The following is a 21481-nucleotide window of genomic DNA, read 5'->3' as shown; positions in this document are numbered from 1 at the left end:
CGAAGGGACACAAGATGAGCCACAAAGAATGCACCCACGAAAGCACGAAGGCAGCTCGTGCGCGTTGTCGTCGGGCCCGCGCAAAGGGTGAAAGCGCTCCGAAGATTACGGTAGAGAAGCCCGCCGCGATGACCGTCCCCGCCAGCGCCGACGAAGAGCGCCGGATTAAGACCGTGATCTTTGAGAACACCGAGTGCGGGCGTTGCGACGGGTCGGGACAGTACGGCCCCGCTAGTGTCGCCAACGGGGTTTGCTTCTCGTGCGCCGGCAAGAAGACGAGGCTCACCAAGAAGGGGGAGCGCGCTTCGAACGAAACGACTCGCCTCCTGGACGAGCGTTCGAGCGTGCCGCTCTCTGACCTCAAAGAGGGCGACGTGATCTGGGCTAAGGCGAGCGGGTGGTCCGGGTTCCACCCCATCGACTACCCGTACAAGTGGCGCCAGATTAAGAGCATCTCCGAGCCGCGCGTGTCGGCTCACTCGATCACGAAGGACGAAGACGGCAACGAAGTTCGTACGCCCTGCTATAACGTGACCGTGACGTTCGAGTCCATCGCCGGTCAGGAAGAGCGCACTAACTCCCTCGGCGGCAGCTCCCCCGAAGAGATCATGGCGAAGACGTACCGCCAGCGCACGGACGAGTACCGCGAGATCCACCAGGGCGTCATGCGAGAGATCGTCCGTCGCTTCTCGGGAGCCACCGCCGTGTACTACGAAGACGAGTAAGCCCAACACCAGCCCGCTCTTTCGCTTCTGAGAGAGCGGGCTTTTCTATGCGCTCTCAGAAGCTCTCTCGGGCTCTGCTAGTGCTCACTTGATAGACGACACGCGAGACGCACGTCTAAGCGCTCAGCGTCGATCTCAGCGACGTTTGGGATGTGCTCGTGACTTCTTATGAGCGCTCATAAAAACTTTCTGAGCGCTCATAAAGTTAGGGCGGTGTGGGATAAGAGTTCCCACACCGCCCCGTCGTTACTTTGCCGACGTCGGCAAAAAGTACGTGGCTAGTAACGATCCCCGAGCTTCTGAACCGCGTTGACCGCGCGGGATGATGCCATGTCCGCGCCGTAGCGGCGGAGCATTGCCGGGCTCTTCCATCCGCGAATTGCCATGACGTCCTCGCCGGAGACGCCCGCGCTCAGCAGATCATCCGCCCACGTGTGGCAGAACGAGTGCGGCGAGACCATCGCGGGATCGTATCCGGCCTGTTCTGCCCGACGCTTCACCATGCGACGGAGCCCGCCGTACTTGAGACGAGAGCGGTTCCGCGTGCCCAGCCACAGATGGTCGTCTTTGGTGGCGAACTTGTGAGACGCCCGCACGCGGAGGTATCGCGCTAGTGCCTTGACCGTGGACGGCTGGAGCGGGATCACCCGGCCGTCGGTGGAGTTGCGCGCGTCCTTGAGCGGCAGCACGACCAGGGTTCGCGTCGGCAAGTCGAGGTCCTGGACGCGGAGAGACAGAAGCTCTTCCGACCTCAGCCCCTCGGTGAGAACGCGGACGATGGCGTGGTCCCTCGTGGTCTCGAAGTCATGGGGGGCACCTGGTGACCGCCGTCGTTTGGGGCCGGTGACCGCCAGGACGTCAGACACAAAGTCGGTGCTGAGTGTCTTGGGCTTGCCCATCGGCGGTGTGGCGTAGCGCTGGAGCTTCACACCGGACCCGTCCGCTGTGTAGGGGTTGGCGACGTCGTACTCCTCGGCTAGGAAGAGGAAGAGAGCGCGAAGGTTGCGCTGGATCGTGTTCGTGCCGCCCGTGTAACCGCCCTTGCCGTCCTGGCTCTTCGGGACGTCGTAAGTCTTGTAGTACCAGCGGAAGAACTTGTTCAGCGTCGCCGTGTCCACGTCTTCGAAGCGGGTGCGCGACGGGAGCCAGTTATGGAGCTGGTGCGCGGCATAGCGATAGGCATTGATCGTCCGTCGCTGGTAGGGACGACCGCGCTTGTTGTTGGTCGTGCTGAGGTGAAGCTCTAGCTCAGCGATGATCGCCAGACGCTCATCCGTCGCGCTCTGTACGGCGCGTACGGGTGCGGGGACTGCTGAGAGCGTGTGCTCTGACGTGCGCTGAGATGAGACGCGCCGCTGAGCGCGTAGGGGACTCTTGTGTGCCATCGGGCGACTTCCTTACCGAAGCGTGTTGCCTAGTCGGAGTCGCGACACGTTCCACACCAGCCGAGCGGTGACATGAAAGAAGCCCCGAGCCACGTCATCGCAGCTCGGGGCTTCACCCGCGGAGGATAGGGGATTCGAACCCCTGAGGCGTTGCCACCAACACGCTTTCCAAGCGTGCGCCCTAGGCCACTAGGCGAATCCTCCGCTGACAACTCTACATGCCGTCACAGGGTGCTCCGAACGGTTTCGGGCCGTCCCGGTGACCGCCCGACGGCGGCCCCGGCGGTCCGCCGGATCCGGCCCGGCTCAGGGGCGGCGGCTGGACCGAACGCCGCTGATGGCGTTGTTGCGGAAGGCGTCCACGAACAGCAGGTGGTCGGCCCGGGCCTGGGCCGCGTACCGGTGCGCGAACTCCACGCACCAGCGCGTGAACTCCGCCTCGCGGCCGTCGAGCACCTCCATGATCGCCGCCTCGGTCTCGCCGCCCCCCATCGTGGAGTCCGCGTGCGAGTCGGACACACAGTGCGCCTTGGCGGTGGCGCGCCCCAGGTAGTCCAGCACCGGGGCGATCTCCGCGGGCTCGGTGAGACCGTCCCAGTCCAGGTCGTTGGTGTAGGGGGAGATCTCGCTCACCACGAAGCCCATGCCGTTGATCTCGGTGTGGCCGAGCAGCGGGTCGGCGTGCGCCTGCAACGCGCGCTGGGACACGGCGGTGCGGTGCCCGTGGTGCTTGAAGTACCCCATGATGCTGGGGTCGGTCACCACCCGCGACGGCGCGGCCACGTTTCCCTGCTTCACGGACAGTACGACGTCGTTGTCCCACGCCTCGGACTGGCCCTCGATGAGCAGGGTGTAGGCGGGCAGCCCCGCCGAGCCGATCCCGAAGCCGCCGCTGCCCACCACGTCCTTGACCCCGTAGCTCAGCGACGCGAACCGCTGGTCCTCGGGGATGGTCTCCAGGTAGGCGTCGTAGGCGGCCAGGACCCTCTCCCGCTCCTCGTCCTCCAGGCGGCGCGCCCGGCGACCCTCGCGGAAACGGCGGGCGTACCCGTCGCGCTCGGTCATGGACACCAGCATCTCGGCGCGGCTGTTGAGCCGGGCCTGCTGGAGCACGTCGTGCACCGTGCCGTCGGTGTTGTCCAGCTTGAGGGAGAACTCCGAGTCGCCGCCCTCCGTCGCGAACTCGCGCACCTGGGCGACGTAGGCGTCGACGTAGTGCGGCACGAGCATGCCGATGTCGTCGTCGGACAGGGCCTTCTGCCACCCCATCAGGGCGATGCTGGCCACGAACCTGAGCACGTCCCAGGTGAAGTGGCCGAGGTAGGCCTCGTCGAAGTCGTTGACGTCGAACACCAGCCGCCCGGTGGAGTCCATGTAGGTGCCGAAGTTCTCCGCGTGCAGGTCGCCCTGGATCCACACCCGCGAGGTGCGGTCGTCGGCCCAGGGGTCGTCCATGGCCGATACGTCGGTGTAGAAGAGCGCGGCGCTGCCCCGGTAGAAGGCGAACGGGTTGGCCGCCATCTTGCGGAACTTGACGCGGAAGGCGGCCGGGTCGGCGGCCATCAGGTCCGAGAAGGCGTTCTCCAGGGTGTCCACGATGAGGTCGCGGCGGGCCGGGGAGTTGTCAGTGGGTTTCAGGGGGTCGAGCATGCCGTCCATGATGTCCGCGGACGGGTCGTTTATCCAAACAAGGCGCGTGGTCCGCCGGGGCCGGAGGGATCGTCGGATCGGGCGCGGACGGGTTGCCAGAGCAGTCCGGGTGTCGGATAGACTTGAGGCAGACCCCTCGTGCGGCGTCACCCTATGAACCTCCCCAGGGCCGGAAGGCAGCAAGGATAAGTGGGCTCTGGCGGGTGCGCGGGGGGTCCTTTCTCTTTCTCCGGCCCGGTCGAACCCCTCCCGGTCTGCGCCAACCGGCGCGAGTCGTCACTGCTCGCGGGTTGAATGGACACGTGGCAGGGACCAGGGGAGTGATCACACCGTGAGCATCGCGCTGTACCGCAAGTACCGGCCCGCGACTTTCGGCGAGGTGCGCGGACAGGAACACGTGACGGACCCGCTGCGCCAGGCACTGCGCAGCGGACGGATCAACCACGCCTACCTGTTCAGCGGCCCGCGCGGCTGCGGCAAGACCACCAGCGCCCGCATCCTGGCCCGTTCCCTCAACTGCGCCGAGGGCCCCACCCCGGACCCGTGCGGCACCTGTGACTCCTGCGTGGCGCTGGCCCCCGACGGCGGCGGAAGCATCGACGTCATGGAGATCGACGCCGCCTCCCACGGCGGTGTGGACGACGCCCGCGAACTGCGCGAACGCGCCTTCTTCTCGCCGGTCAACTCGCGCTACAAGATCTACGTCATCGACGAGGCGCACATGGTGACCCGCGAGGGTTTCAACGCGCTCCTCAAGCTGGTGGAGGAACCGCCGCCGCACCTGAAGTTCGTGTTCGCGACCACCGAGCCCGAGAAGGTCATCGGCACGATCCGCTCGCGGACCCACCACTACCCCTTCCGCCTCATCCCGCCGAGCACCCTCAAGGAGCTCATGGAGGACCTGCTCAAGCAGGAGGGCATCCCCTACGACCCTGCCGCGCTGCCGCTGGTCGTGCGCGCGGGCGCGGGCTCGGCGCGTGACACGCTCTCGGTGCTGGACCAGCTCATCGCCGGTTCGGACGAGGGCGGCATCACCCGCGAGGGCGCCGTCTCCCTGCTGGGTTACACCGACTCCAGCCTGCTCGGCGAGATGGTCGGCGCTCTCGGCGCCCGTGACGGCGCGGCCGTGTTCGGCCTGATCGACCGTGTGGTGGAGGGCGGCCACGACCCGCGCCGCTTCACCACGGACCTGCTGGAGCGCTTCCGTGACCTGGTCGTGCTGGCCGCGGTCCCCGACGCCCTGGACAAGGGCCTGATCAACGTCGGCCCGGAGGCGGTCGAGCAGATGAAGGGCCAGGCCTCCAGCCTGGGTCCGGCCGAGCTCACCCGCGCCACCGACATCCTCAACCAGGGGCTGACCGAGATGCGCGGGGCCACCGCGCCCCGGCTGCTGCTGGAGCTCATGTGCTCGCGGATACTGCTGCCGGGCACCGACGGCGACCAGGGTGTGGCCCTGCTGGCCCGCCTGGAGCAGATGGAGCGCCGGATCGCCTCCGGTGCCGTCGCTCCCGCCGCCCAGTCCCAGCCCGCGCCCGGGCCCCAGCAGTCCTCCCAGCCTCCTCGGCCCTCGCCGGCGGCCACGCCCGAGCCTGTGCGGGCCACCGAGCCGCCGGCTCCCGCGGCCCCGTCGAACCCCGCTCCGGCACCGGCACCCGCGGAACGGCGCTCCGAGCCCGCGGGCTGGGACGCCCCGGCCCGGCAGAGCGCCCCCGAGCGGGGACAGGCGCCCGCACCCTCCGGCGGCGCACCGGACCTGGGGCGGCTGCAGGGCGCCTGGGGCCAGATCCTGGAGGCGGTCAAGGGTCGCCGCCGGTTCACCTGGATGGTGCTGAGCGGCAGCGACGTCCGCCCGGTGGGGGTGGAGGGCAACACCGTCCTGCTCAGTTTCTCCCGGCCCAACGACGCCAAGGGCTTCGGCAACAGCGGCAGCGACCAGGTGGTCGCCGCAGCGATCCGGCAGGTCCTCGGAGCGGAGGTGCGTGTGGCCGCGGCGGGCGGTGCCACGGCGCCTCCCGCCCCCGCACGCAGGGCGGAGCCCGCGCGCCCGGCCGAGCCCGCGGGATGGGACGCGCCCGCTCCCGAACCCGCGCGACCCGGCGCGGCCGCTCCGGAGTCCGCGCCCTCTCCCGAGCCGGCGCCCGGACCCGCCGGTCCGCCGCCGGACCGGATCGTCACCGGGCTCCAGGAACCGCCGCCCGACCCCTACGAGGACGCGGCCGCGGCACCTCCGCCGGAGTACGCCGACCCGTCGGCGTCCTCCTCGCCGGCGCCCGCGCCGAAGCAGTCGGAATCCCGGGCGCGGACCCCGGCCTCCTCCGGAGGGGGGGCTTCCCCGAAGGCCCCGGTGTCCCCGGGGGCCGGGACCGCGCTCATCGAGTCCGAGCTCGGCGGCCGGGTCATCGAGGAGATCGAGCACGAGGCCCCGGACACGCTCTAGCGTTCTCCGGGGCGCAGGGCGCGCAACACCGTGTCCACCAGTCCGTCCACGTACTCGTGGGTGAGCGGCGCGGTGCGCAGCAGCCAACGATGGTGGACCGGCCCGTTGATCAGCTCCGCGGCCAACTCCAGGTCGGCCTCCGGATCCACCTCTCCAGCGTCGACGGCGGAACGCAGCCGGTCCTTGAGCGCTTCCGTGTTCGGGCGGACCAGGCGCTCGTTGACGGCCTCGGCGAGGGCCAGGTCGCCCTGGATCTCCGCGGTGAACGCCCGGGTGGTCCGGTCCATCTCCGGGAGGTGGAACTCGTCCACCGTGGCGCGGAGCACCGTCCTCAGGTCAGCGGACAGGTCGCCGGTGTCGGGCAGCGGTTCCCCGGCGGTTCCGCCGGTCAGCGCCGTGAACACGTCGAAGGCCACGGCCGCCTTGGAGGGCCACCACCGGTAGATGGTCTGCTTGCCGACCCTGGCCCTGGCCGCGATCGCCTCCATGGTCAGCCTCGCGTAGCCGACCTCGCCCATCAGTTCGGCGGCGGCGTCCAGGATGGCGCGCCGCGAGCGCTCGCTGCGGCGGCGGGGGTCGGGGCTGCGGCGAGCCCGGGTCTCTTCCTGTGCGGTGCTCTCTGCCATACCTGCCACGGTAGTGGCTGAAAAATGACGAGACGTATCGTCTTGGTGGGGATACCCTGAGGAGGTCAGGACCGATTCCGGCAGGACCTCGCGTGTCCGGCCTGAAGGGAAAGGAGGTCCGCGTGGCCAGGAACAGTGACAACCTTCTCGGTATGGGCGGACAGCGCACCAACGTCTCCCGCTCCACGCTCCGCGGGGGTAACGGCGGAGGGAAGGGCGGGCCCAGCACCGATGCCGTGGAACGCAGGCGGGAACTCCTGCGCAAGCTCCAGGAGAGGAACGCCTCCCGCGGCCCCGGGGGACCCGGGCAGTCGGAGGGGGCCGAAGGAACGGCGTGAGCGTGCGGTGACGGTCCCCCGGCGAGGGGGCCGTCGGCGTTCACAGCCGCCAGCCGTGGCCGTCCGGCGAGTCCAGCCACACCCGGTGCGCGCCGTCGGCGCCCACCGACAGCCCGAACCGGTCCGGCTCCGGCTCTCCCAGCCCCTCCCACAGCTCCAGGGCCTCCTCGAACTCGTCCCAGATACTCCTCGGGCCGCCCTGCTCGATCATCCACGAGGTGCCGTAGGGGTAGACCCGCACCCACGAGGCGCCTTCCTGGTCGCACACCCACACACCGGACCCGGTACCGATCCACCGGCGCCGCATCCGCCAGCCCGGCACCATCACCGACAAGGCGAACGCCGACGGGAACGCCATCAGCGGCGCCACCGGATCGGTCTGGGTGAGCCGGTACTCGTCGGGCTGCTGTCCCGAGTCCCGGACCGGCCGCAGCGGGGGCTCCGGGGTGCGCAGCGGCACGAACCCCACCCCGCCGTGGAAGCTTCCCCGGGCCGAGCCGTCCCCCGGGCACTCGATCCGCGCGAGTACCCCCGCCCCCTCCAGCAGCCCCCACGGGCAGACCGCCAGGCCGCCCGGGCGCAGCTGCTCCATCCACGCGGGCGGCAGCCGACGCACACCGCAGGTCGAGGTGATGCGGTCGTAGGGCGCGCCGGGCGGATACCCCTCGTACCCGTCGGTCAGGTGGACGGTGGGGGAGTAGCCCTCCGATCTCAGGGCCTCCCGGGCCGTCCTGGCCAGACGTGGGTCGATCTCCAGGGAGGTGACGGCGCGGTCGCCCAGCCTGTGCGCCAGCAGCGCCGTGTTCCAGGCCGTCCCGGTGCCCACCTCCAGCACCCTCTGCCCGTTGGCCAGGTCGGCCAGCTCCAGCAGGTGCGCGAGGACCGTGGGCGCCGAGCTGGACGAGGTCGAGGTCTCCCCCCTGTGCCGGGGATCCGGTTCCCGGGGCGCGGGCGCCTCCCTGCGCTCGGGGACGAAGGGGTCGTCGATCTGGGTGACGATGGCGTTGTCGGCGTAGACGGCCGCGAGCCACCGCTCGGGGTTGCTGTTGGCGTTGAGGGAGGTCCCGTGCGCGGTCAGCGCTCCCATCTCGGGGATGAACCGGTGGCGGGGCACCGACCGGAACGCTTCGATGAGGGAGGCGTCGGTCAGCGTGCCGTCCGCGACCATCGCCTCGACCAGCGCCGAGTGGCGCTCTCTGGCGGTCAACACGTCCTCAGTCCCCCGTGGCTTTCAGTGGTACCGGTAGTGCCCGAGAGCACTACCGGAACTTTTCTGCCCCGCGAGGCACCCTCTCAACCGAGAGTGACGCTAGGGGCACCCTTCGTTCTCGCTGCTGGTGGGAGTCCCGTTCGAGTGAGTCGTTCCCGTGTCGTGGCGTGGGTAGTCCACATATCCCCGCAGACCGGACGAGTAGTGGAAGTTCTTCTCCCTGATCGGTGCCCACGGGACCCCGGCGGCGATCCTCTCGACCGCGTCGGGGTTGGAGATGTAGGGGCGCCCGACCGAGACCAGGTCGGCCCGCCCGTCACCCCTCAGACGGGCGGCGCTCTCGGGGGTGGTCTCCTCGTGCTCGCCGGTGTTGCCCACGAGGGTCCCGCTCCAGCGCGGGCGCAGGTCGTCCAGCGCCGGATACACCGGGTCGTCCGTGACGTGCAGGTACGCCAGCCCGAGCGGGTCGAGGGCCGCCAGCAGTTCCCGGTAGACGGGAGCCGGGTCGCGCTCGACCATCCCGCCCTCGGGGTTTCCCGGAGCGATCCGCAACCCCACCCTGTGCGCGCCGACCGCGTCGGCCACCGCCTCGGCCGCCTCCACGGCGAACCGGATCCGCCCGACCACGTCCCCGCCGTACCGGTCCGCGCGCAGGTTGGTGTTGTCGGCGAGGAACTGGTGCGGCAGATAGCTGTTGGCGCCGTGGATCTCCACCCCGTCGAAGCCGGAACGGATCGCGGCGCGCGCCGCCTCGGCGTGGTCGGTGACGGCCTGGCGCACCTCGGTGGCGGTCATCGCGCGCGGGACCACGGTGTCCACCTTGCCGTCGGGCGTGTGCAGCGGTCCGGGCGCGCGGACCGCGGAGGGCGCCAGGGGGACGCCGCCGTCCGGCCGGTTGGCCGGATGGCCGTTGCGCCCGGCGTGCATGACCTGGGCGAAGACGCGGCCGCCCGCGTCGTGCACGGCGTCGGTGACCCGGCGCCAGGCCTCCACCTGTTCCTCGGTGAACAGCCCGGGCTGGGTGAGGTACTGCTGTCCGTCCATGCTCGGGGCGATGCCCTCGGAGACGATCAGTCCGGCTCCCGCGCGTTGCGCGTAGTACTCGGCCATCACCGGCCGGGGTACCGACCGGCGGTCTGCGCGCAGGCGGGTCATGGGTGCCATGACCACCCGGTTGGGCAGGGTGAGTCCGGGAAGCTCGTACGCGCTGAGCAGGGAGTCGACGGTGTCGTCGGTGATCGTTCCGGTCGTGTGGAAGGCGGTGTCCGCCGTGCCCGTCTCGTTCATGGGAAGAGCGTAGAATCTGACATGGATGTCAGGTTCAAGTCCTTGTGCGGCACATCACAGGAGGATCGGTGCGTATCGGTGAGCTGTCGCGGCGGACCGGGGTCAGCCCCAGGTCGCTGCGCTACTACGAGGAACAGGGGCTGCTCGCCTCCACCCGGACCCCGGGCGGGCACCGCGAGTACGGTGCGGACGCCCTCGAACGGGTCGACCGCATCCAGTGCCTGTTCACCGCGGGCCTCAACAGCGACACCGTGCGCGAGCTCATGCCGTGCATGTACGCCCACGAGCGAGGCGAGCCCGCCCCCGACCTGCTGGACGGGCTCCGGGCCGAGCGCGCGCGGGTCGACGCCGCCATCTGCCGGTTGGAGAGGAGCAGGAGCGCGTTGGACACGGTGATCGGGGACGCCACCTGAGCCCGCCGGCGGGCGGATCCCGGACCGGCTTCGCCCGGGCCGCCGGTGACGCCCGCATGTTCGCTGATGACCGGTTACGCTCACAGCAACAGCGACATGACAGCGAGACCCAGCACTGAGAGTGCGGCGAGGAGACGGCCGTGAACCCTGGCGGAATGGACATGCAGGCCCTGCTCCAGCAGGCCCAGCAGATGCAGCAGCAGCTCGAGGAGGCCCAGAAGGCACTGGAGGAGGCCGAGGTCGAGGGCACCTCCGGCGGAGGCCTGGTCAAGGTCAAGCTGAGTGGGCGCGGGCAGGTCGAGGACATCGCCGTCGACGCCCAGGCGATCGACACCGCCGACGCGGAGGAGAGCGCCCAGACCGTCGCGGACCTGGTCCTGGCGGCCATCCGCGACGCCGAGGCGCAGGTGGAGCAGCTCCAGCAGGAGAAGATGGGGCCGCTCGCCGAGGGCCTGGGCGGCGGCGGGATGCCCGGCATGCCCGGCATGCCCGGCCTCCCCGGCCTTTAGGCCGTGTCCACGGGGCCCGGGCCGACAGCCGCGGAAAGGGTCTCCCGGGACCGTTCCGCGCGCCTGCTCGGGCACCCGCGCACGCCCGTGCGCAGGTGAGGGCCTCCGTGTACCCGGCAGGTCGTCGCTACGGATACGGTGGGCAGAGGGGAGACGGGCCGCCCCGAAGCATCCGGTCCGACCTGGTGGGTAGGCGATGTACGAAGGCGCGGTACAGAATCTGATCGACGAGCTCGGGCGGCTGCCCGGCGTCGGTCCGAAAAGCGCGCAGCGCATCGCCTTCCACCTGCTGTCCGCCGAGCACGCGGACGTCAAACGCCTCGTCAACGCGCTTGTCGAGGTCAAGGAGAAGGTGCGTTTCTGCGAGGTCTGCGGCAACGTCGCCGAAGAGGACCAGTGCCGCATCTGTCGCGACGCCCGCCGCGACCCCGCGATCATCTGCGTGGTCGAGGAGTCCAAGGACGTCGTCGCCATCGAGCGCACCCGCGAGTTCCGGGGCCGCTACCACGTCCTGGGCGGCGCCATCAGCCCCATCGAGGGCGTGGGCCCCGACGACCTGCGCGTCAAGGAGCTCATGACCCGTCTGGCCGACGGTCACGTGACGGAGCTGATCCTGGCCACGGACCCCAACCTCGAAGGGGAGGCCACCGCGACCTATCTGGCGCGGCTGGTCAAACCCATGGGGTTGAAGGTGACCCGTCTGGCCAGTGGCCTGCCCGTGGGCGGCGACCTGGAGTACGCCGACGAGGTCACCCTCGGACGCGCCTTCGAGGGCCGTCGCAGCCTGGAGTTCTAGCTCACACTCAGCCTTAATGTAGCCGAAACGCGAGTAACCTCCGTCTGACCGGGTAAGCCCGAGCGCTGGTGTGTCAAGACGCCACGCCCTCCCGCCGCAGGTCGGACGGGGTCGACGAGGACGTCGCTGGCTACACTCCATTTCATTGTCTTGATCCCAACTCCTCAGGAGCATCGATCGTGGCCCTAATCGTGCAGAAGTACGGTGGGTCTTCCGTGGCCGACGCGGAAGCCATCAAGCGAGTAGCCCAGCGGATCGTCGCTCAGAAAAAGGCGGGATATGACGTCGTCGTCGTGGTCTCGGCCATGGGCGACACCACCGACGAACTGATCGATCTCGCCGAGCAGGTGTCCCCGCTGCCGCCCGCGCGCGAACTCGACATGCTGCTCACCGCAGGTGAGCGCATGTCCATGGCGGTGGTCGCCATGGCCATCGAGAACCTGGGCTTCGAGGCCAGGTCCTTCACCGGCTCCCAGGCCGGTGTCATCACCACGTCGCTGCACGGCAACGCCAAGATCATCGACGTGACCCCGGGCCGCATCCGGGAGGCCGTGGACGAGGGGGCGATCTGTATCGTCGCCGGTTTCCAGGGTGTCTCCCAGGACAGCAAGGACATCACCACCCTGGGTCGTGGCGGCTCGGACACCACCGCGGTGGCGCTGGCCGCCGCCCTGGACGCCGACGCCTGCGAGATCTACAGCGACGTCGACGGTGTGTTCACCGCCGACCCGCGCATCGTGCCGAACGCGCAACGCATTCCTCAGATCTCCTACGAGGAGATGCTGGAGATGGCGGCGTGCGGAACCAAGATCCTGCACCTGCGCTGTGTCGAGTACGCACGTCAGTACAACATCCCCCTGCACGTCCGCTCATCTTTCAGCCAGAAGCCCGGAACCTGGGTCGTCCCAGCAGTCGAGGAAAGCGAAGGCATGGAACAGCCGATCATCTCCGGTGTCTCACACGACCGGAGCGAAGCCAAGATCACCGTCGTCGGGGTGCCCGACAGGGTCGGTGAGGCCGCCACGATCTTCCAGGCCCTGGCCGACTCGGAGATCAACATCGACATGATCGTGCAGAACGTGTCGGCGGTCTCCACCTCGCGCACCGACATCTCCTTCACGGTCCCCAAGGACTTCGGCAAGGAGGCGGTCGCCGCGCTGAAGAAGGTACAGGAGAAGGTCGGTTTCGAGTCCCTGCGCTATGACGACAAGATCGGCAAGGTGTCGCTGATCGGTGCGGGTATGCGCTCCTACCCGGGTGTGACCGCCCGCTTCTTCGACTCCATCGCCTCCTCCGACACCAACGTCGAGATGATCTCCACCTCGGAGATCCGTATCTCGGTGATCGTCGAGGAGGACCAGATCGACGCGGCCGTTCGCGCCGCCCACAGCGAGTTCAAGCTCGACGCCGACCAGGTCGAGGCTGTCGTGTACGGAGGTACCGGCCGATGAGTAACCGTCTTCCCACCCTGGCCGTCGTCGGCGCCACCGGCGCCGTCGGCACCGTGATGCTGGACATCCTGACCCAGCGTGAGAACGTCTGGGGCGAGATCCGCCTCGTCGCCTCCCCGCGCAGCGCGGGCAAGGTCCTGAGCGTGCGCGGCGAGGACGTCGTGGTCCAGGCCCTGGCTCCCGAGGTCTTCGACGGCGTGGACGTCGCCATGTTCGACGTCCCCGACGAGGTGTCCAAGGAGTGGGCGCCGGTCGCCGCCGCCCGCGGCGCGGTCGCCGTCGACAACTCCGGCGCGTTCCGCATGGACCCCGACGTCCCGCTCGTGGTGCCCGAGGTCAACGCGGACCAGGTCCGCGACCGCCCGCGCGGCATCATCAGCAACCCCAACTGCACCACCCTGTCGATGATCGTGGCGATCGGCGCCCTGCACCGCGCCCACGGCCTCACCGACCTCGTGGTCTCCTCCTACCAGGCCGCCTCCGGCTCCGGCCAGGAGGGCATCGACACCCTGCGCGACCAGATGGCCAAGGCCGGTGCCGACCGCAGCCTCGGTGAGAAGGCGGGCGACGTCCGCGCCACCGTCGGCGAGCTGGGCCCGTTCCCCGCGCCGCTGGCCTACAACGTCGTGCCGTGGGCGGGCTCGCTCAAGGACGAGGGCTGGTCCTCGGAGGAGCTGAAGGTCCGCAACGAGTCCCGCAAGATCCTGGGCCTGCCGGACCTGCGCGTCTCCGCCACCTGTGTCCGAGTCCCGGTGGTCACCACCCACTCGCTGGTCGTGCACGCGACCTTCGCCGACGAGGTGACCGGCGACGCCGCCCGCAAGCTGCTCGGCTCCGCCGAGGGCGTCGTGGTCCAGGACGACCCGGCCAACGGGGAGTTCCCGACCCCGGCCGACGTCGTGGGCACCGACCCGACCTGGGTCGGCCGCATCCGTCAGTCGCTGGACGACCCGAAGTCGCTGGACCTGTTCCTGTGCGGGGACAACCTGCGCAAGGGCGCCGCGCTGAACACCGCGCAGATCGCCGAGGTCGTGGCCCGGGAGTTCACCCAGGCCTGATCCGCGGGCCAGGGGCCCCAGGGCGAACGACGGGGGCGGTGACCGGTTCTGACCGGTCACCGCCCCCGCGCGCGTCCGGGGCCGGTCGCCGCTCGTGCGGAGTCAATACCGCCGCGGGTCGCCGGGGCGGCGGGGCCGGGCCAGCGTCAGTTTGTAGAGGAGTCGACACTGCTCGACCGACCCGATGAGGTCGGAGGTCTCCACCGGCCGGTTTCCGCTGTAGTGGGTGCGCTCCACCACCAGCACGGGTATGCCGGGGGCCGAACCGAGCAGGGAGGCCTCGGAGTCGCGCAGGGCACGCACCCTCACCTCCTCCGTCACACGGTCGACGGGGTACCCCGCTGCGCTGAGCCGTTCGAGCAGCCCGGCGTCGGACGCGCCGTCGAACGGGGCGCGCAGGGTTCCCGCCGTGAGGACCGCGGGCTCCCAGGACCGGTGCAGGGTGATGGGCATCCGCGAGGACAGCCCCCGCGAGGTGGTGCGGTACACCGGATCGCCCTCGCGCAGCCGGAGCCGTGAGCTCAGCGGTGAGGAGCACTGCTCCTGCTCGGTGCCGATCTCCTCACGGCTGAGCTGCCCCAGGCCGGAGCCGGAGGAGGAGTCGGTCCTGCAGATCCGGAAGACCTCGGGGACGGTGCGCACGAAGTATCCGGACCCGGGCCGGGACTCCACCAGGCCCTCGGTGACCAGGAGCCGGAGCGCGGTGCGGGAGATCTGCTCGCTGACGCGGTAGGAGCGTGCCAGCCGTGTCCGGGAGGGGAGCCGCGTACCGGGCGGCATCTCCCCGTTCAGGATCGGCTCGCGCAGCTGTTCCGCCAGCCAGAGGTACCGGGGTCGCCTGGCCATGGTCACAGGGTCCCGGCCGCGGTGCCTCCCGTCCGCCGTTGGCCTCTGTGCTTCCCGCGGGGGGTGATGGTGCGCGCGGATTGGCGGTCGCGGGTGCCGGTGCCGCCACCGTCGCCGGTGGGGTCTCCGGTGGGGAGGAGGGGAGTGAACCTGCCAGATCGCCGAAGCTCGCCCATGGTTCCCAGTAAAGCAGCGAAAAGGCCTGGTAGGGGGGCTTACCCGAAAGTAGGTGCTCCCGTGCGGTGTACGCCACCAAATCGGAACCTCGGTCGGAGGCTGAGGGAAACGCCCGAAAACCATGAAATAGGCGGGACTGGATACCCCGGTAATTACCCTGCGTAATAACATGGGTACGCCTTGTTTGGGGGAAGTATGATCACGAGTCTTGCGGACCGTGCGGAGACGGCGGTCGTCTGGATGGGCGGGACCACGGAACTGGTCCTGCTGCTCACCGCCGTGGCCCTGGTGGTGCTGGTGCTCGCGGCGGTCCTCTCGGCGCTGGCCGACCGCGACACGTCCGGGGGAGGCAAGCTGCTGTGGGTCGCCCTCGTCCTCTGGTTTCCGGTGCTGGGGGCGATCGCCTGGTTCGTGGTGGGCAGGAGGGGCCACCTCAACCGCTTCCTCGGCATCGACAGGGGGAGGGCGCGGCACACGGTTCCGGTCAGCGTCGGACAGCACAGCGACGCGCTGCCCCAGAGGAGCAACGGATTGCGCCACGCCTGAGCCGGGAGCGCCGGGCGGTACGGAGGAGAGCCCCGGAACCGGGAGGGGACCCGTGTTCCGGGGCTCTCACGTGCCGGAGGCCGGCGGAGGCCCCTGTGGACGACCGCGTCAGCGCCGGTCGGACGGGTACCAGACCAGTGACGAACGCGCCGATCACGCCTGGAGGGGACCGGGAGATGGTCAAGCACGCCGATATCGCCCGCGCGGTGGTGGACGAGGCGGGGACGACCCTCGCCGCCGAGGCCGGGATCAGGATGGCGGACAAACCCGCCGCGCTGTGGCAGCTGCTGGTACTGGTGAACCTGATGTCCGCGCGCATCTCGGCCGGGATCGCGATCGCCGCCGCCCGCGAGCTCAACGGGGCGGGCGGCACGACCCCCGACGGGATGGCCGGGCTGAGCTGGCAGGACCGTGTGGACGCGCTGGGCCGGGGGCACTACGTCCGCTACGACGAGAGCACCGCCACCAGGCTCGGCGAGTGCGCCGACCGGGTGCGCGAGGAGTACGGGGGAGACCTGCGCGGGCTCGGGGAGCGCTCCGAGCAGCAGGCCGGGCGTCTGGAGTCCGGACTGGGGGAGTTCCCCGGAATCGGACCGACGGGCGCCGCGATCTTCTGCCGCGAGGCGCAGGCGGTGTGGCCCTGGCTGCGGCCCTACACCGACGGGCTCGTCCTGGCCGGCGCCGGGAAGGTCGGCCTGCCCGGGGACGGGGACAAGCTCGCCGAGCTCGTGGAGGGGGACGACATCGCGCCCCTGGCCGCAGGGCTCGCCCGCGTCGCGCGCGACGACGACCTCGCTGGCCGGGTCCGCGGGAAGGCGGGGTGAGGTCAGGCGCCGAAGCGGTCGGCGACCAGGCGGTCGGCCCAGCGGGTCAGGGCCGGCCACACCGGGGGGTGCTCCAGCCCCGCCGCCCGGGCGAGGGTGTCGGCGGACGCGGTGTCGTAGCGGTCCTCGCTCAGGAACGACAGGGTCTCGGGCTCGACCCCCGTCAGCGCGCGGGGCAGCCGGCGCAGCAGCCAGAGGGGCACGGCCACGCGGGGGGCGCGTACACCGAGGTGGTCGGCCAGGCCCCGGAGGAGCGCGTGCAGGTGGGGGGTGCGGTCGTCGAGCACCCAGTGCGCACTCGGACCACCGGTGTCGTGCTCGGGGACCGCGGCGAGGAAGCGGGCGAGGTGGTCGACGGTCACCACGGGAACGAAGGTCGCGGCGCTCCCCGGCAGCGCGGGCAGGCGGCCCCGCCACAGATCCTCGACGCTCTCGGCCAGTCCGATGTACTGACCGGCCTCCCCCGTGGTCGAGTCGCCGATCACCGATCCGGGACTGACGATGCTCAGCGCGATCCCCTCCCGCTCCGCGAGGGCACGCACGGCCTCGTGGCCCTCGCGTTTGGACGCCTCGTAGGGCCCGTGCTCGCGGTACGCGCGCCCGATGTCCTCGCCTCCGGTTCCCGTGGCGGAGCCGGGCACCCCGGCCACCCGGTAACCGCTGATGTGGACGGCGCGCCGCAGACGTTCGCGCCCCGCGGCCCAACGGAGGGCGTTCAGCGCACCGTCGACGTTGGCGGCCCCGGCCTCGCCCCGGGTGAGGCCGAAGCGGAAAAGCGCCGCGCAGTTGTACACGTCCCGGACGTCGGCCAGCGCCTGGGCGGTGGCGTCGTCGAGGCCGAGTCCGGGAAGGGTGATGTCGGCGTGGACGGGGAGGAGCCGGTCGGTGGGGACGGCGTGTCCGTGCAGCCAGTCGAGCAGTTCCCGCGCGCTGGAAGCGCTCCGGGTGCCGACCGCGACGCTCCTGCCCGAGCCGAGCAGCTCGGCCGTGAGCCAGCGGCCGATGAATCCGTTCGCGCCCAGGACGAGGGTGTCCGGCCGGTGGCCGTCGGGTCTCGGGGACATGGGAACTCCTAAGTGGATCGATCTACATATTATTTGGACACGAGTGCGGATCCGGGCGGGCCGGTCCTTCGCTCAGGCTCCGGGCAGCAGGCGCGCGACCGCGTCGCGGGCGTGGTGCAGCGGCGCGAGGCTGCGGGTCGATCGGGACAGCAGGAGCGCACCCTCGACGAGGGAGAGCACGGACCACGCGTCGGCGTCCGCGTCCGCGGCTCCCCGCCCCTCCGCGGCCAGCCGCCGTGCCAGGGCCCGCTGCCAGGACGTGTAGACCCTCCGGCAGCTCTCGCGCACCGTGTCGTCGGCCTCCGAGGCGTCCAGCGCCGTCGCGGCGAGCGGGCACCCCCTGGTGAAGTCCGACTCCTCCAACCTGGCGGCGAAGGCGTCGAGCAGGCCGAGGACGGTCCCGCGCGCGTCCGGGGCCCGGTCCGCGATCTCCTCGATCAGCGCACCGACCTCGGAGCCCGACTCCTCGATCGCGGACGCGACGAGTTCGTCCTTGCCCCCGGGGAAGTGGAAGTACAGGGAGCCCCGGGGCGCGCCGCTCACGGCGAGGACCTGGTTGAGGCCGGTGCCCGAGTACCCGTGTGTCTCGATCAGCTCGCGCGCTCCGGCGACGAGCCGGGACCGCGTGGCCTCTCCCTTGCTTCCCATGGTCGAATAATAGACTGATCTACATATTTTGGCAACGCGGGCGGGAGCCCCGGTGAAGCACCCTCGCGAGGGCTGGTCAGAGGGCCTCGAAGTCGGCGAAGTCGAAGCCCGGGGACACGAAGCAGCTGACCAGGACCTCCTCGCCGGCCATCGGCCGTGCGGCCTGCCAGGTACCGGCCGGGACCACCGCCTGGAGGTGTTCGCCACGCTCGACCGCCGGGCCCAGGACCACCTGTCCGCCGGGCTCCGGTGCGGCCCCCGTGCCGCCGAGCTCCAGCCGCAGCGGGCCGCCCCGGTGGAGGGACCACACCTCGTCGGAGTGCACCCGGTGCCAGCGCGACTCCTCCCCGGGACCCAGCAGGAAGTGGACGCCGGTGGCGGTGGGCCGCGGCCCCGGGTAGCCGTCGGGGCGGACCGTCACCCCGCTGCTCCAGGTCCGCCGGTACCAGCCGCCCTCGGGGTGGGGCAGCAGGTCCAGCGCCTCGGCGGTCGCGGACCGCTCCTCGGCCCCGGTGTACCGGCCGGAGGGGTCGCGGCGCAGGTAGCGCACGCCCGTCACCGCCGCGCGCGGGATCGGTCCGTAGACGTGCGGGAAGAGGACGTCGTCCCCCACGCCCGGCGGCGGGGCGGGGTCGGCCGCCTCCCAGCGCACCTCGCAGCCGACCGCGTCGGTGTCGACGACGAGGGCGACCAGCTGGCCCGCGGCCTCGGCGTACAGCGTGTTGGCCACCGCCAGCAGCGCGGGCTCGTCCGGTGAGGCGTGCAAGAACCCCTGGGCGCGCAGGGAGTCGGCCTCGACGTCGCCGCCGGAGGCCCAGCGTTCGAGCTCGGTCATGTGCAGCACACGGGGCATGCGGCCGACCGTACACCGGCTCGGGCCGTCAGCGGACGTGCCCCCGCCGGTCGACTCGTCGCCCTGTGGGTTCGTCGCCATGTCGACTCGTCGGCCTGTCCGTTCGTCCGCTTGTCCGTGTGTCCGCTCGTCCACTTGTCCACAGCCTGTGGACGACGTCCGCCGATCCCCACGGCGTCGGGCACCGGGAACGACGGACGCCCCGGCCGTCTCCGGCCGGGGCGTCCGACAGCGAGGACGCCGCTGTCTCGGTTCCCGTGGCTACAGGATGATCCGCATCGGCTCCTCAAGGATCTCGGCGAGGTCCTTGAGGAAGGCGGCGCCCACGGCTCCGTCCACCGCGCGGTGGTCCACCGACAGCTCCAGGGAGATCCGGTTGCGCACGGTCACCTCGCCGTCCACGGCCACCGGCTCCTGGCGCATCGCGCCGACCGCGAGGATGGCCGCCTCCGGCGGGTTGATCACCGCGGAGAAGCTGTCCACGCCGAACATGCCCAGGTTGGACACGCTGAACGTGCCCCCGCTCATCTCCTGCGGCTTCAGCTTGCCGTCACGGGCCTTGCCCGCCAGCTCGCGCGTGCGCGTGGAGATCTCCGACAGAGTCGCCTTGTCCGTGTCGTGCAGCACCGGCACGACCAGCCCGGCGTCCACGGCCACGGCCACGCCGACGTTGACCCGGCGGTGCTGGAGCAGCTTGTCGTCCACCCACGAGGTGTTCACCTCCGGGTGCAGCTTCAGCGTCGTCGCGCAGGCCTTGACGATCAGGTCGTTGAAGCTGATCTTCGCGCCCGTGCTGGACAGCTGCTCGTTGATCTGCGCGCGGAAGGCCTTGAGGGCCTCGGCGTCGATCGTGCGGCGCAGGTAGAAGTGCGGCACCGTCTGCTTGCTCTCGGTCAGGCGGCGCGCGATCACCTTGCGCACGTTGCTGACCTTGAGCTCCTCGGAGTCGCGGCCGTCGTCGAAGGCCGGAGCGGTCGCCGCCTTCTCCGCGGCGGGCCTGGCCTCTCCCTCGGACGCGGCGGCGGGAGCGGTCCCCCCGGCGGCGCCGCCCTCCCGGGCGGCCTCGATGTCGGCGCGCACGATCCGGCCCTTGGGGCCCGACCCCTTGATCCTCGTGATGTCCAGGCCGTACTCCCTGGCCAGCCTGCGGGCCAGCGGGGAGGTGCGGGGACGCGGAGCGCCCTCGGCGGGCTCAGGCGTCTCGGGTGCCTCGGCGGGTTTCCCCGCGGACTCCTCGGCTCCGGCCCCGGAGCCCTCGGCCGCCTCCTTCAGCTCCTCGGCCTTCCCCGCCTGCTCCTCCTCGGGAGGCGCGGCGTGCTGCTCCGCGCCGCCGTCACCGGAGTCCTCGGGCACCGCGTCGGGGGAGTCGGCGATCACACCGATGACCGCGCCGATCGGCACCGTGTCGCCCTCGGAGACGGACTGCTTGACCAGGAAGCCGTCCTCGTAGGCCTCGTACTCCATGACGGCCTTGTCGGTCTCGATCTCGACCAGGACGTCACCGGAGGCGACCTTGTCGCCCACGTTCTTGACCCACGTGCTGATGACGCCTTCCTCCATGGTGTCGGAGAGGCGCGGCATCTGGATCTCGCTCATGCTTGGAATCTCCCTCTACCCGACCCGTTTGCCGACGGCGCTCAGGGTCTCCTTGATGGCGGTGCTGATCGAATCGACCGACGGCAGGGCCGCCGTCTCCAGCGGCTTGGCGTAGGGCATGGGGACCTCCGCCATCGCCACCCGGCGGACCGGGGCGTCGAGGTAGTCGAAGGCGCCCTCCTGGATCGAGGCGGCGATCTCCGCGCCGATCCCGTAGGTCAGCCAGTCGTCCTCGCAGATCACCGCGGCACCGGTCTTCCTGACCGAGTCCACGAAGGTCTGGCGGTCGAGCGGGCGCAGGCTGCGCAGGTCGACGACCTCGACGTCGATGTCCTCCTCGGCCAGTTTCCCGGCGACCTGGTTGGCCACCATCGCCATCCGGGAGTAGCCGATGAGGGTGATGTCGCTTCCCTCGCGCGTGACCTTGGCGCGGCCGATCGTGGCGACGGAGTCGTTCTCCGGTTCGGCGTAGCCGTCGGCGACCTCGCCCTTGGAGTTGTACAGGCCCAGGTTCTCCAGGAACAGGACCGGGTCGTCGTCGCGGATGGCCGCCCGCAGCATCTCCGAGGCCTCGGCCGGGGTGCTGGGAGCGAGCACCTTCAGCCCGGGGATGAAGGAGTAGAACAGCTCGATGTTCTGCGAGTGCGTGGCACCGAGTTGCTGACCGCCGCCGCCCGGCGTGCGGATGACCATGGGCACGCTCTTCTGGCCACCGAACATGCCGTAGATCTTGGCGGCGTGGTTGATGATCTGGTCGATGGCGATCAGTGAGAAGTTGATCGTCATCAGCTCGACGACCGGGCGCAGGCCCAGCATGGCCGCGCCGACGGCCGCGCCGACGAAGCCCTCCTCGGCGATCGGGGTGTCCTTGACCCGCCGGGGGCCGAACTCCTTGAGCAGGCCCTCGGTGATCTTGTAGGAGCCCTCGAAGACGCCGATCTCCTCGCCCATGACGAGGACGTTCTCGTCGCGGACCATCTCGGCGCGAAGGGTGTCCCGCAGAGCCTGGCGGTAAGTGATCACAGACATGTGGGTTCCTTCC

Annotated in this window: 21 protein-coding genes, 1 tRNA gene and 1 other RNA gene; 11 read left to right on the top strand and 12 right to left on the bottom strand. The window is 70.5% G+C overall.

Features of this window, described 5'->3' with window-relative positions:
• Positions 1–128 precede the first annotated feature (128 nt).
• Positions 129–725 carry a hypothetical protein gene (locus tag FYX01_RS02560; protein ID WP_150237097.1) on the top strand — a complete coding sequence of 199 codons (597 nt, stop codon included), beginning with the start codon at positions 129–131 and terminating at the stop codon, positions 723–725.
• A 278-nt stretch (positions 726–1003) separates the two neighbouring features.
• Here FYX01_RS02560 and FYX01_RS02555 read toward each other — a convergent pair whose 3' ends face one another.
• The 3 genes from FYX01_RS02555 to FYX01_RS02545 form a co-directional block, all read right to left on the bottom strand.
• Positions 1004–2110 (bottom strand): tyrosine-type recombinase/integrase, encoded by a 1107-nt coding sequence (locus FYX01_RS02555; protein ID WP_150237096.1) that lies wholly within the window; start codon positions 2108–2110, stop codon positions 1004–1006.
• A 119-nt stretch (positions 2111–2229) separates the two neighbouring features.
• Positions 2230–2314: transfer RNA gene (locus tag FYX01_RS02550), tRNA-Ser, on the bottom strand.
• 102 nt (positions 2315–2416) lie between these two features.
• Positions 2417–3760 (bottom strand): DUF2252 domain-containing protein, encoded by a 1344-nt coding sequence (locus tag FYX01_RS02545; RefSeq protein ID WP_394350424.1) that lies wholly within the window; start codon positions 3758–3760, stop codon positions 2417–2419.
• Between the two features lie 127 nt (positions 3761–3887).
• Between FYX01_RS02545 and ffs the strand changes: the two genes are divergently transcribed.
• An RNA gene (gene ffs / locus FYX01_RS02540) (signal recognition particle sRNA small type) lies at positions 3888–3983 on the top strand.
• A 108-nt stretch (positions 3984–4091) separates the two neighbouring features.
• The gene (locus FYX01_RS02535) at positions 4092–6197 is read left to right on the top strand and encodes a DNA polymerase III subunit gamma and tau (protein ID WP_150237092.1); all 2106 of its coding nucleotides are present in this window, start codon (positions 4092–4094) and stop codon (positions 6195–6197) included.
• On the opposite strand, the gene FYX01_RS02530 is transcribed toward FYX01_RS02535, so the two are convergent.
• Positions 6194–6823, bottom strand: a complete 630-nt coding sequence (locus FYX01_RS02530; RefSeq protein ID WP_150237090.1) for a TetR/AcrR family transcriptional regulator — start codon at positions 6821–6823, stop codon at positions 6194–6196. The two genes, FYX01_RS02535 and FYX01_RS02530, sit on opposite strands and share 4 nt — an antisense overlap.
• Positions 6824–6945: 122 nt before the next feature.
• On the opposite strand from FYX01_RS02530, the gene FYX01_RS02525 reads away from it, so the two are divergent.
• Complete coding sequence (locus tag FYX01_RS02525) at positions 6946–7161, top strand: DUF6243 family protein (protein ID WP_150237088.1); 216 nt, start codon at positions 6946–6948, stop codon at positions 7159–7161.
• 40 nt (positions 7162–7201) lie between these two features.
• On the opposite strand, the gene FYX01_RS02520 is transcribed toward FYX01_RS02525, so the two are convergent.
• Complete coding sequence (locus FYX01_RS02520) at positions 7202–8368, bottom strand: rRNA adenine N-6-methyltransferase family protein (RefSeq protein WP_150237317.1); 1167 nt, start codon at positions 8366–8368, stop codon at positions 7202–7204.
• Between the two features lie 102 nt (positions 8369–8470).
• A complete protein-coding gene (locus FYX01_RS02515; RefSeq protein ID WP_150237086.1) occupies positions 8471–9658 on the bottom strand; it encodes an alkene reductase in 1188 nt (395 codons plus the stop codon).
• A 68-nt stretch (positions 9659–9726) separates the two neighbouring features.
• Between FYX01_RS02515 and FYX01_RS02510 the strand changes: the two genes are divergently transcribed.
• The 5 genes from FYX01_RS02510 (at position 9727) to FYX01_RS02490 (ending at position 13885) form a co-directional block, all read left to right on the top strand.
• Positions 9727–10071, top strand: coding sequence for a MerR family transcriptional regulator (locus tag FYX01_RS02510; RefSeq protein ID WP_150237084.1), 345 nt, complete (start codon positions 9727–9729; stop codon positions 10069–10071).
• Between the two features lie 155 nt (positions 10072–10226).
• Positions 10227–10580: a YbaB/EbfC family nucleoid-associated protein gene (locus tag FYX01_RS02505; protein ID WP_150237315.1), complete on the top strand. Its 354-nt coding sequence runs from the start codon at positions 10227–10229 to the stop codon at positions 10578–10580.
• A 196-nt stretch (positions 10581–10776) separates the two neighbouring features.
• Positions 10777–11376, top strand: a complete 600-nt coding sequence (gene recR / locus FYX01_RS02500) for a recombination mediator RecR (protein ID WP_150237082.1) — start codon at positions 10777–10779, stop codon at positions 11374–11376.
• Between the two features lie 179 nt (positions 11377–11555).
• Positions 11556–12827, top strand: coding sequence for an aspartate kinase (locus FYX01_RS02495; RefSeq protein ID WP_150237080.1), 1272 nt, complete (start codon positions 11556–11558; stop codon positions 12825–12827).
• The gene (locus tag FYX01_RS02490) at positions 12824–13885 is read left to right on the top strand and encodes an aspartate-semialdehyde dehydrogenase (RefSeq protein ID WP_150237078.1); all 1062 of its coding nucleotides are present in this window, start codon (positions 12824–12826) and stop codon (positions 13883–13885) included. Before FYX01_RS02495 ends, FYX01_RS02490 begins: the two co-directional genes overlap by 4 nt.
• Positions 13886–13987: 102 nt before the next feature.
• On the opposite strand, the gene FYX01_RS02485 is transcribed toward FYX01_RS02490, so the two are convergent.
• Positions 13988–14731, bottom strand: coding sequence for a GntR family transcriptional regulator (locus FYX01_RS02485; protein WP_150237076.1), 744 nt, complete (start codon positions 14729–14731; stop codon positions 13988–13990).
• 372 nt (positions 14732–15103) lie between these two features.
• On the opposite strand from FYX01_RS02485, the gene FYX01_RS02480 reads away from it, so the two are divergent.
• Positions 15104–15454, top strand: a complete 351-nt coding sequence (locus tag FYX01_RS02480) for a PLD nuclease N-terminal domain-containing protein (RefSeq protein WP_150237073.1) — start codon at positions 15104–15106, stop codon at positions 15452–15454.
• 176 nt (positions 15455–15630) lie between these two features.
• Positions 15631–16278, top strand: coding sequence for an endonuclease (locus FYX01_RS02475; protein ID WP_150237313.1), 648 nt, complete (start codon positions 15631–15633; stop codon positions 16276–16278).
• Between the two features lie 2 nt (positions 16279–16280).
• Here the strand turns inward: FYX01_RS02475 and FYX01_RS02470 are convergent, their stop codons facing one another.
• The 5 genes from FYX01_RS02470 to FYX01_RS02450 all read right to left on the bottom strand — a co-directional run bounded on the left by FYX01_RS02470 (position 16281) and on the right by FYX01_RS02450 (position 21468).
• Positions 16281–17342: an SDR family oxidoreductase gene (locus FYX01_RS02470; RefSeq protein ID WP_150237072.1), complete on the bottom strand. Its 1062-nt coding sequence runs from the start codon at positions 17340–17342 to the stop codon at positions 16281–16283.
• 72 nt (positions 17343–17414) lie between these two features.
• Entirely contained in the window at positions 17415–17990 is a 576-nt protein-coding gene (locus tag FYX01_RS02465; RefSeq protein ID WP_150237069.1) for a TetR/AcrR family transcriptional regulator, read from the bottom strand.
• A 76-nt stretch (positions 17991–18066) separates the two neighbouring features.
• Positions 18067–18843, bottom strand: a complete 777-nt coding sequence (locus FYX01_RS02460; RefSeq protein ID WP_150237311.1) for a cupin domain-containing protein — start codon at positions 18841–18843, stop codon at positions 18067–18069.
• Positions 18844–19104: 261 nt separating this feature from the next.
• Positions 19105–20439, bottom strand: a complete 1335-nt coding sequence (locus FYX01_RS02455; protein ID WP_150237067.1) for a dihydrolipoamide acetyltransferase family protein — start codon at positions 20437–20439, stop codon at positions 19105–19107.
• A 15-nt stretch (positions 20440–20454) separates the two neighbouring features.
• Positions 20455–21468 (bottom strand): alpha-ketoacid dehydrogenase subunit beta, encoded by a 1014-nt coding sequence (locus FYX01_RS02450; RefSeq protein ID WP_150237065.1) that lies wholly within the window; start codon positions 21466–21468, stop codon positions 20455–20457.
• Positions 21469–21481 lie beyond the last annotated feature (13 nt).

Origin of the sequence: Nocardiopsis quinghaiensis (assembly GCF_008638365.1) — a bacterium.
GTDB classification, from domain to species: Bacteria; Actinomycetota; Actinomycetes; order Streptosporangiales; family Streptosporangiaceae; genus Nocardiopsis; species Nocardiopsis quinghaiensis.
Note: the sequence above shows the minus strand (reverse complement) of the source record. Positions and strands in the feature narration are given on the sequence as shown.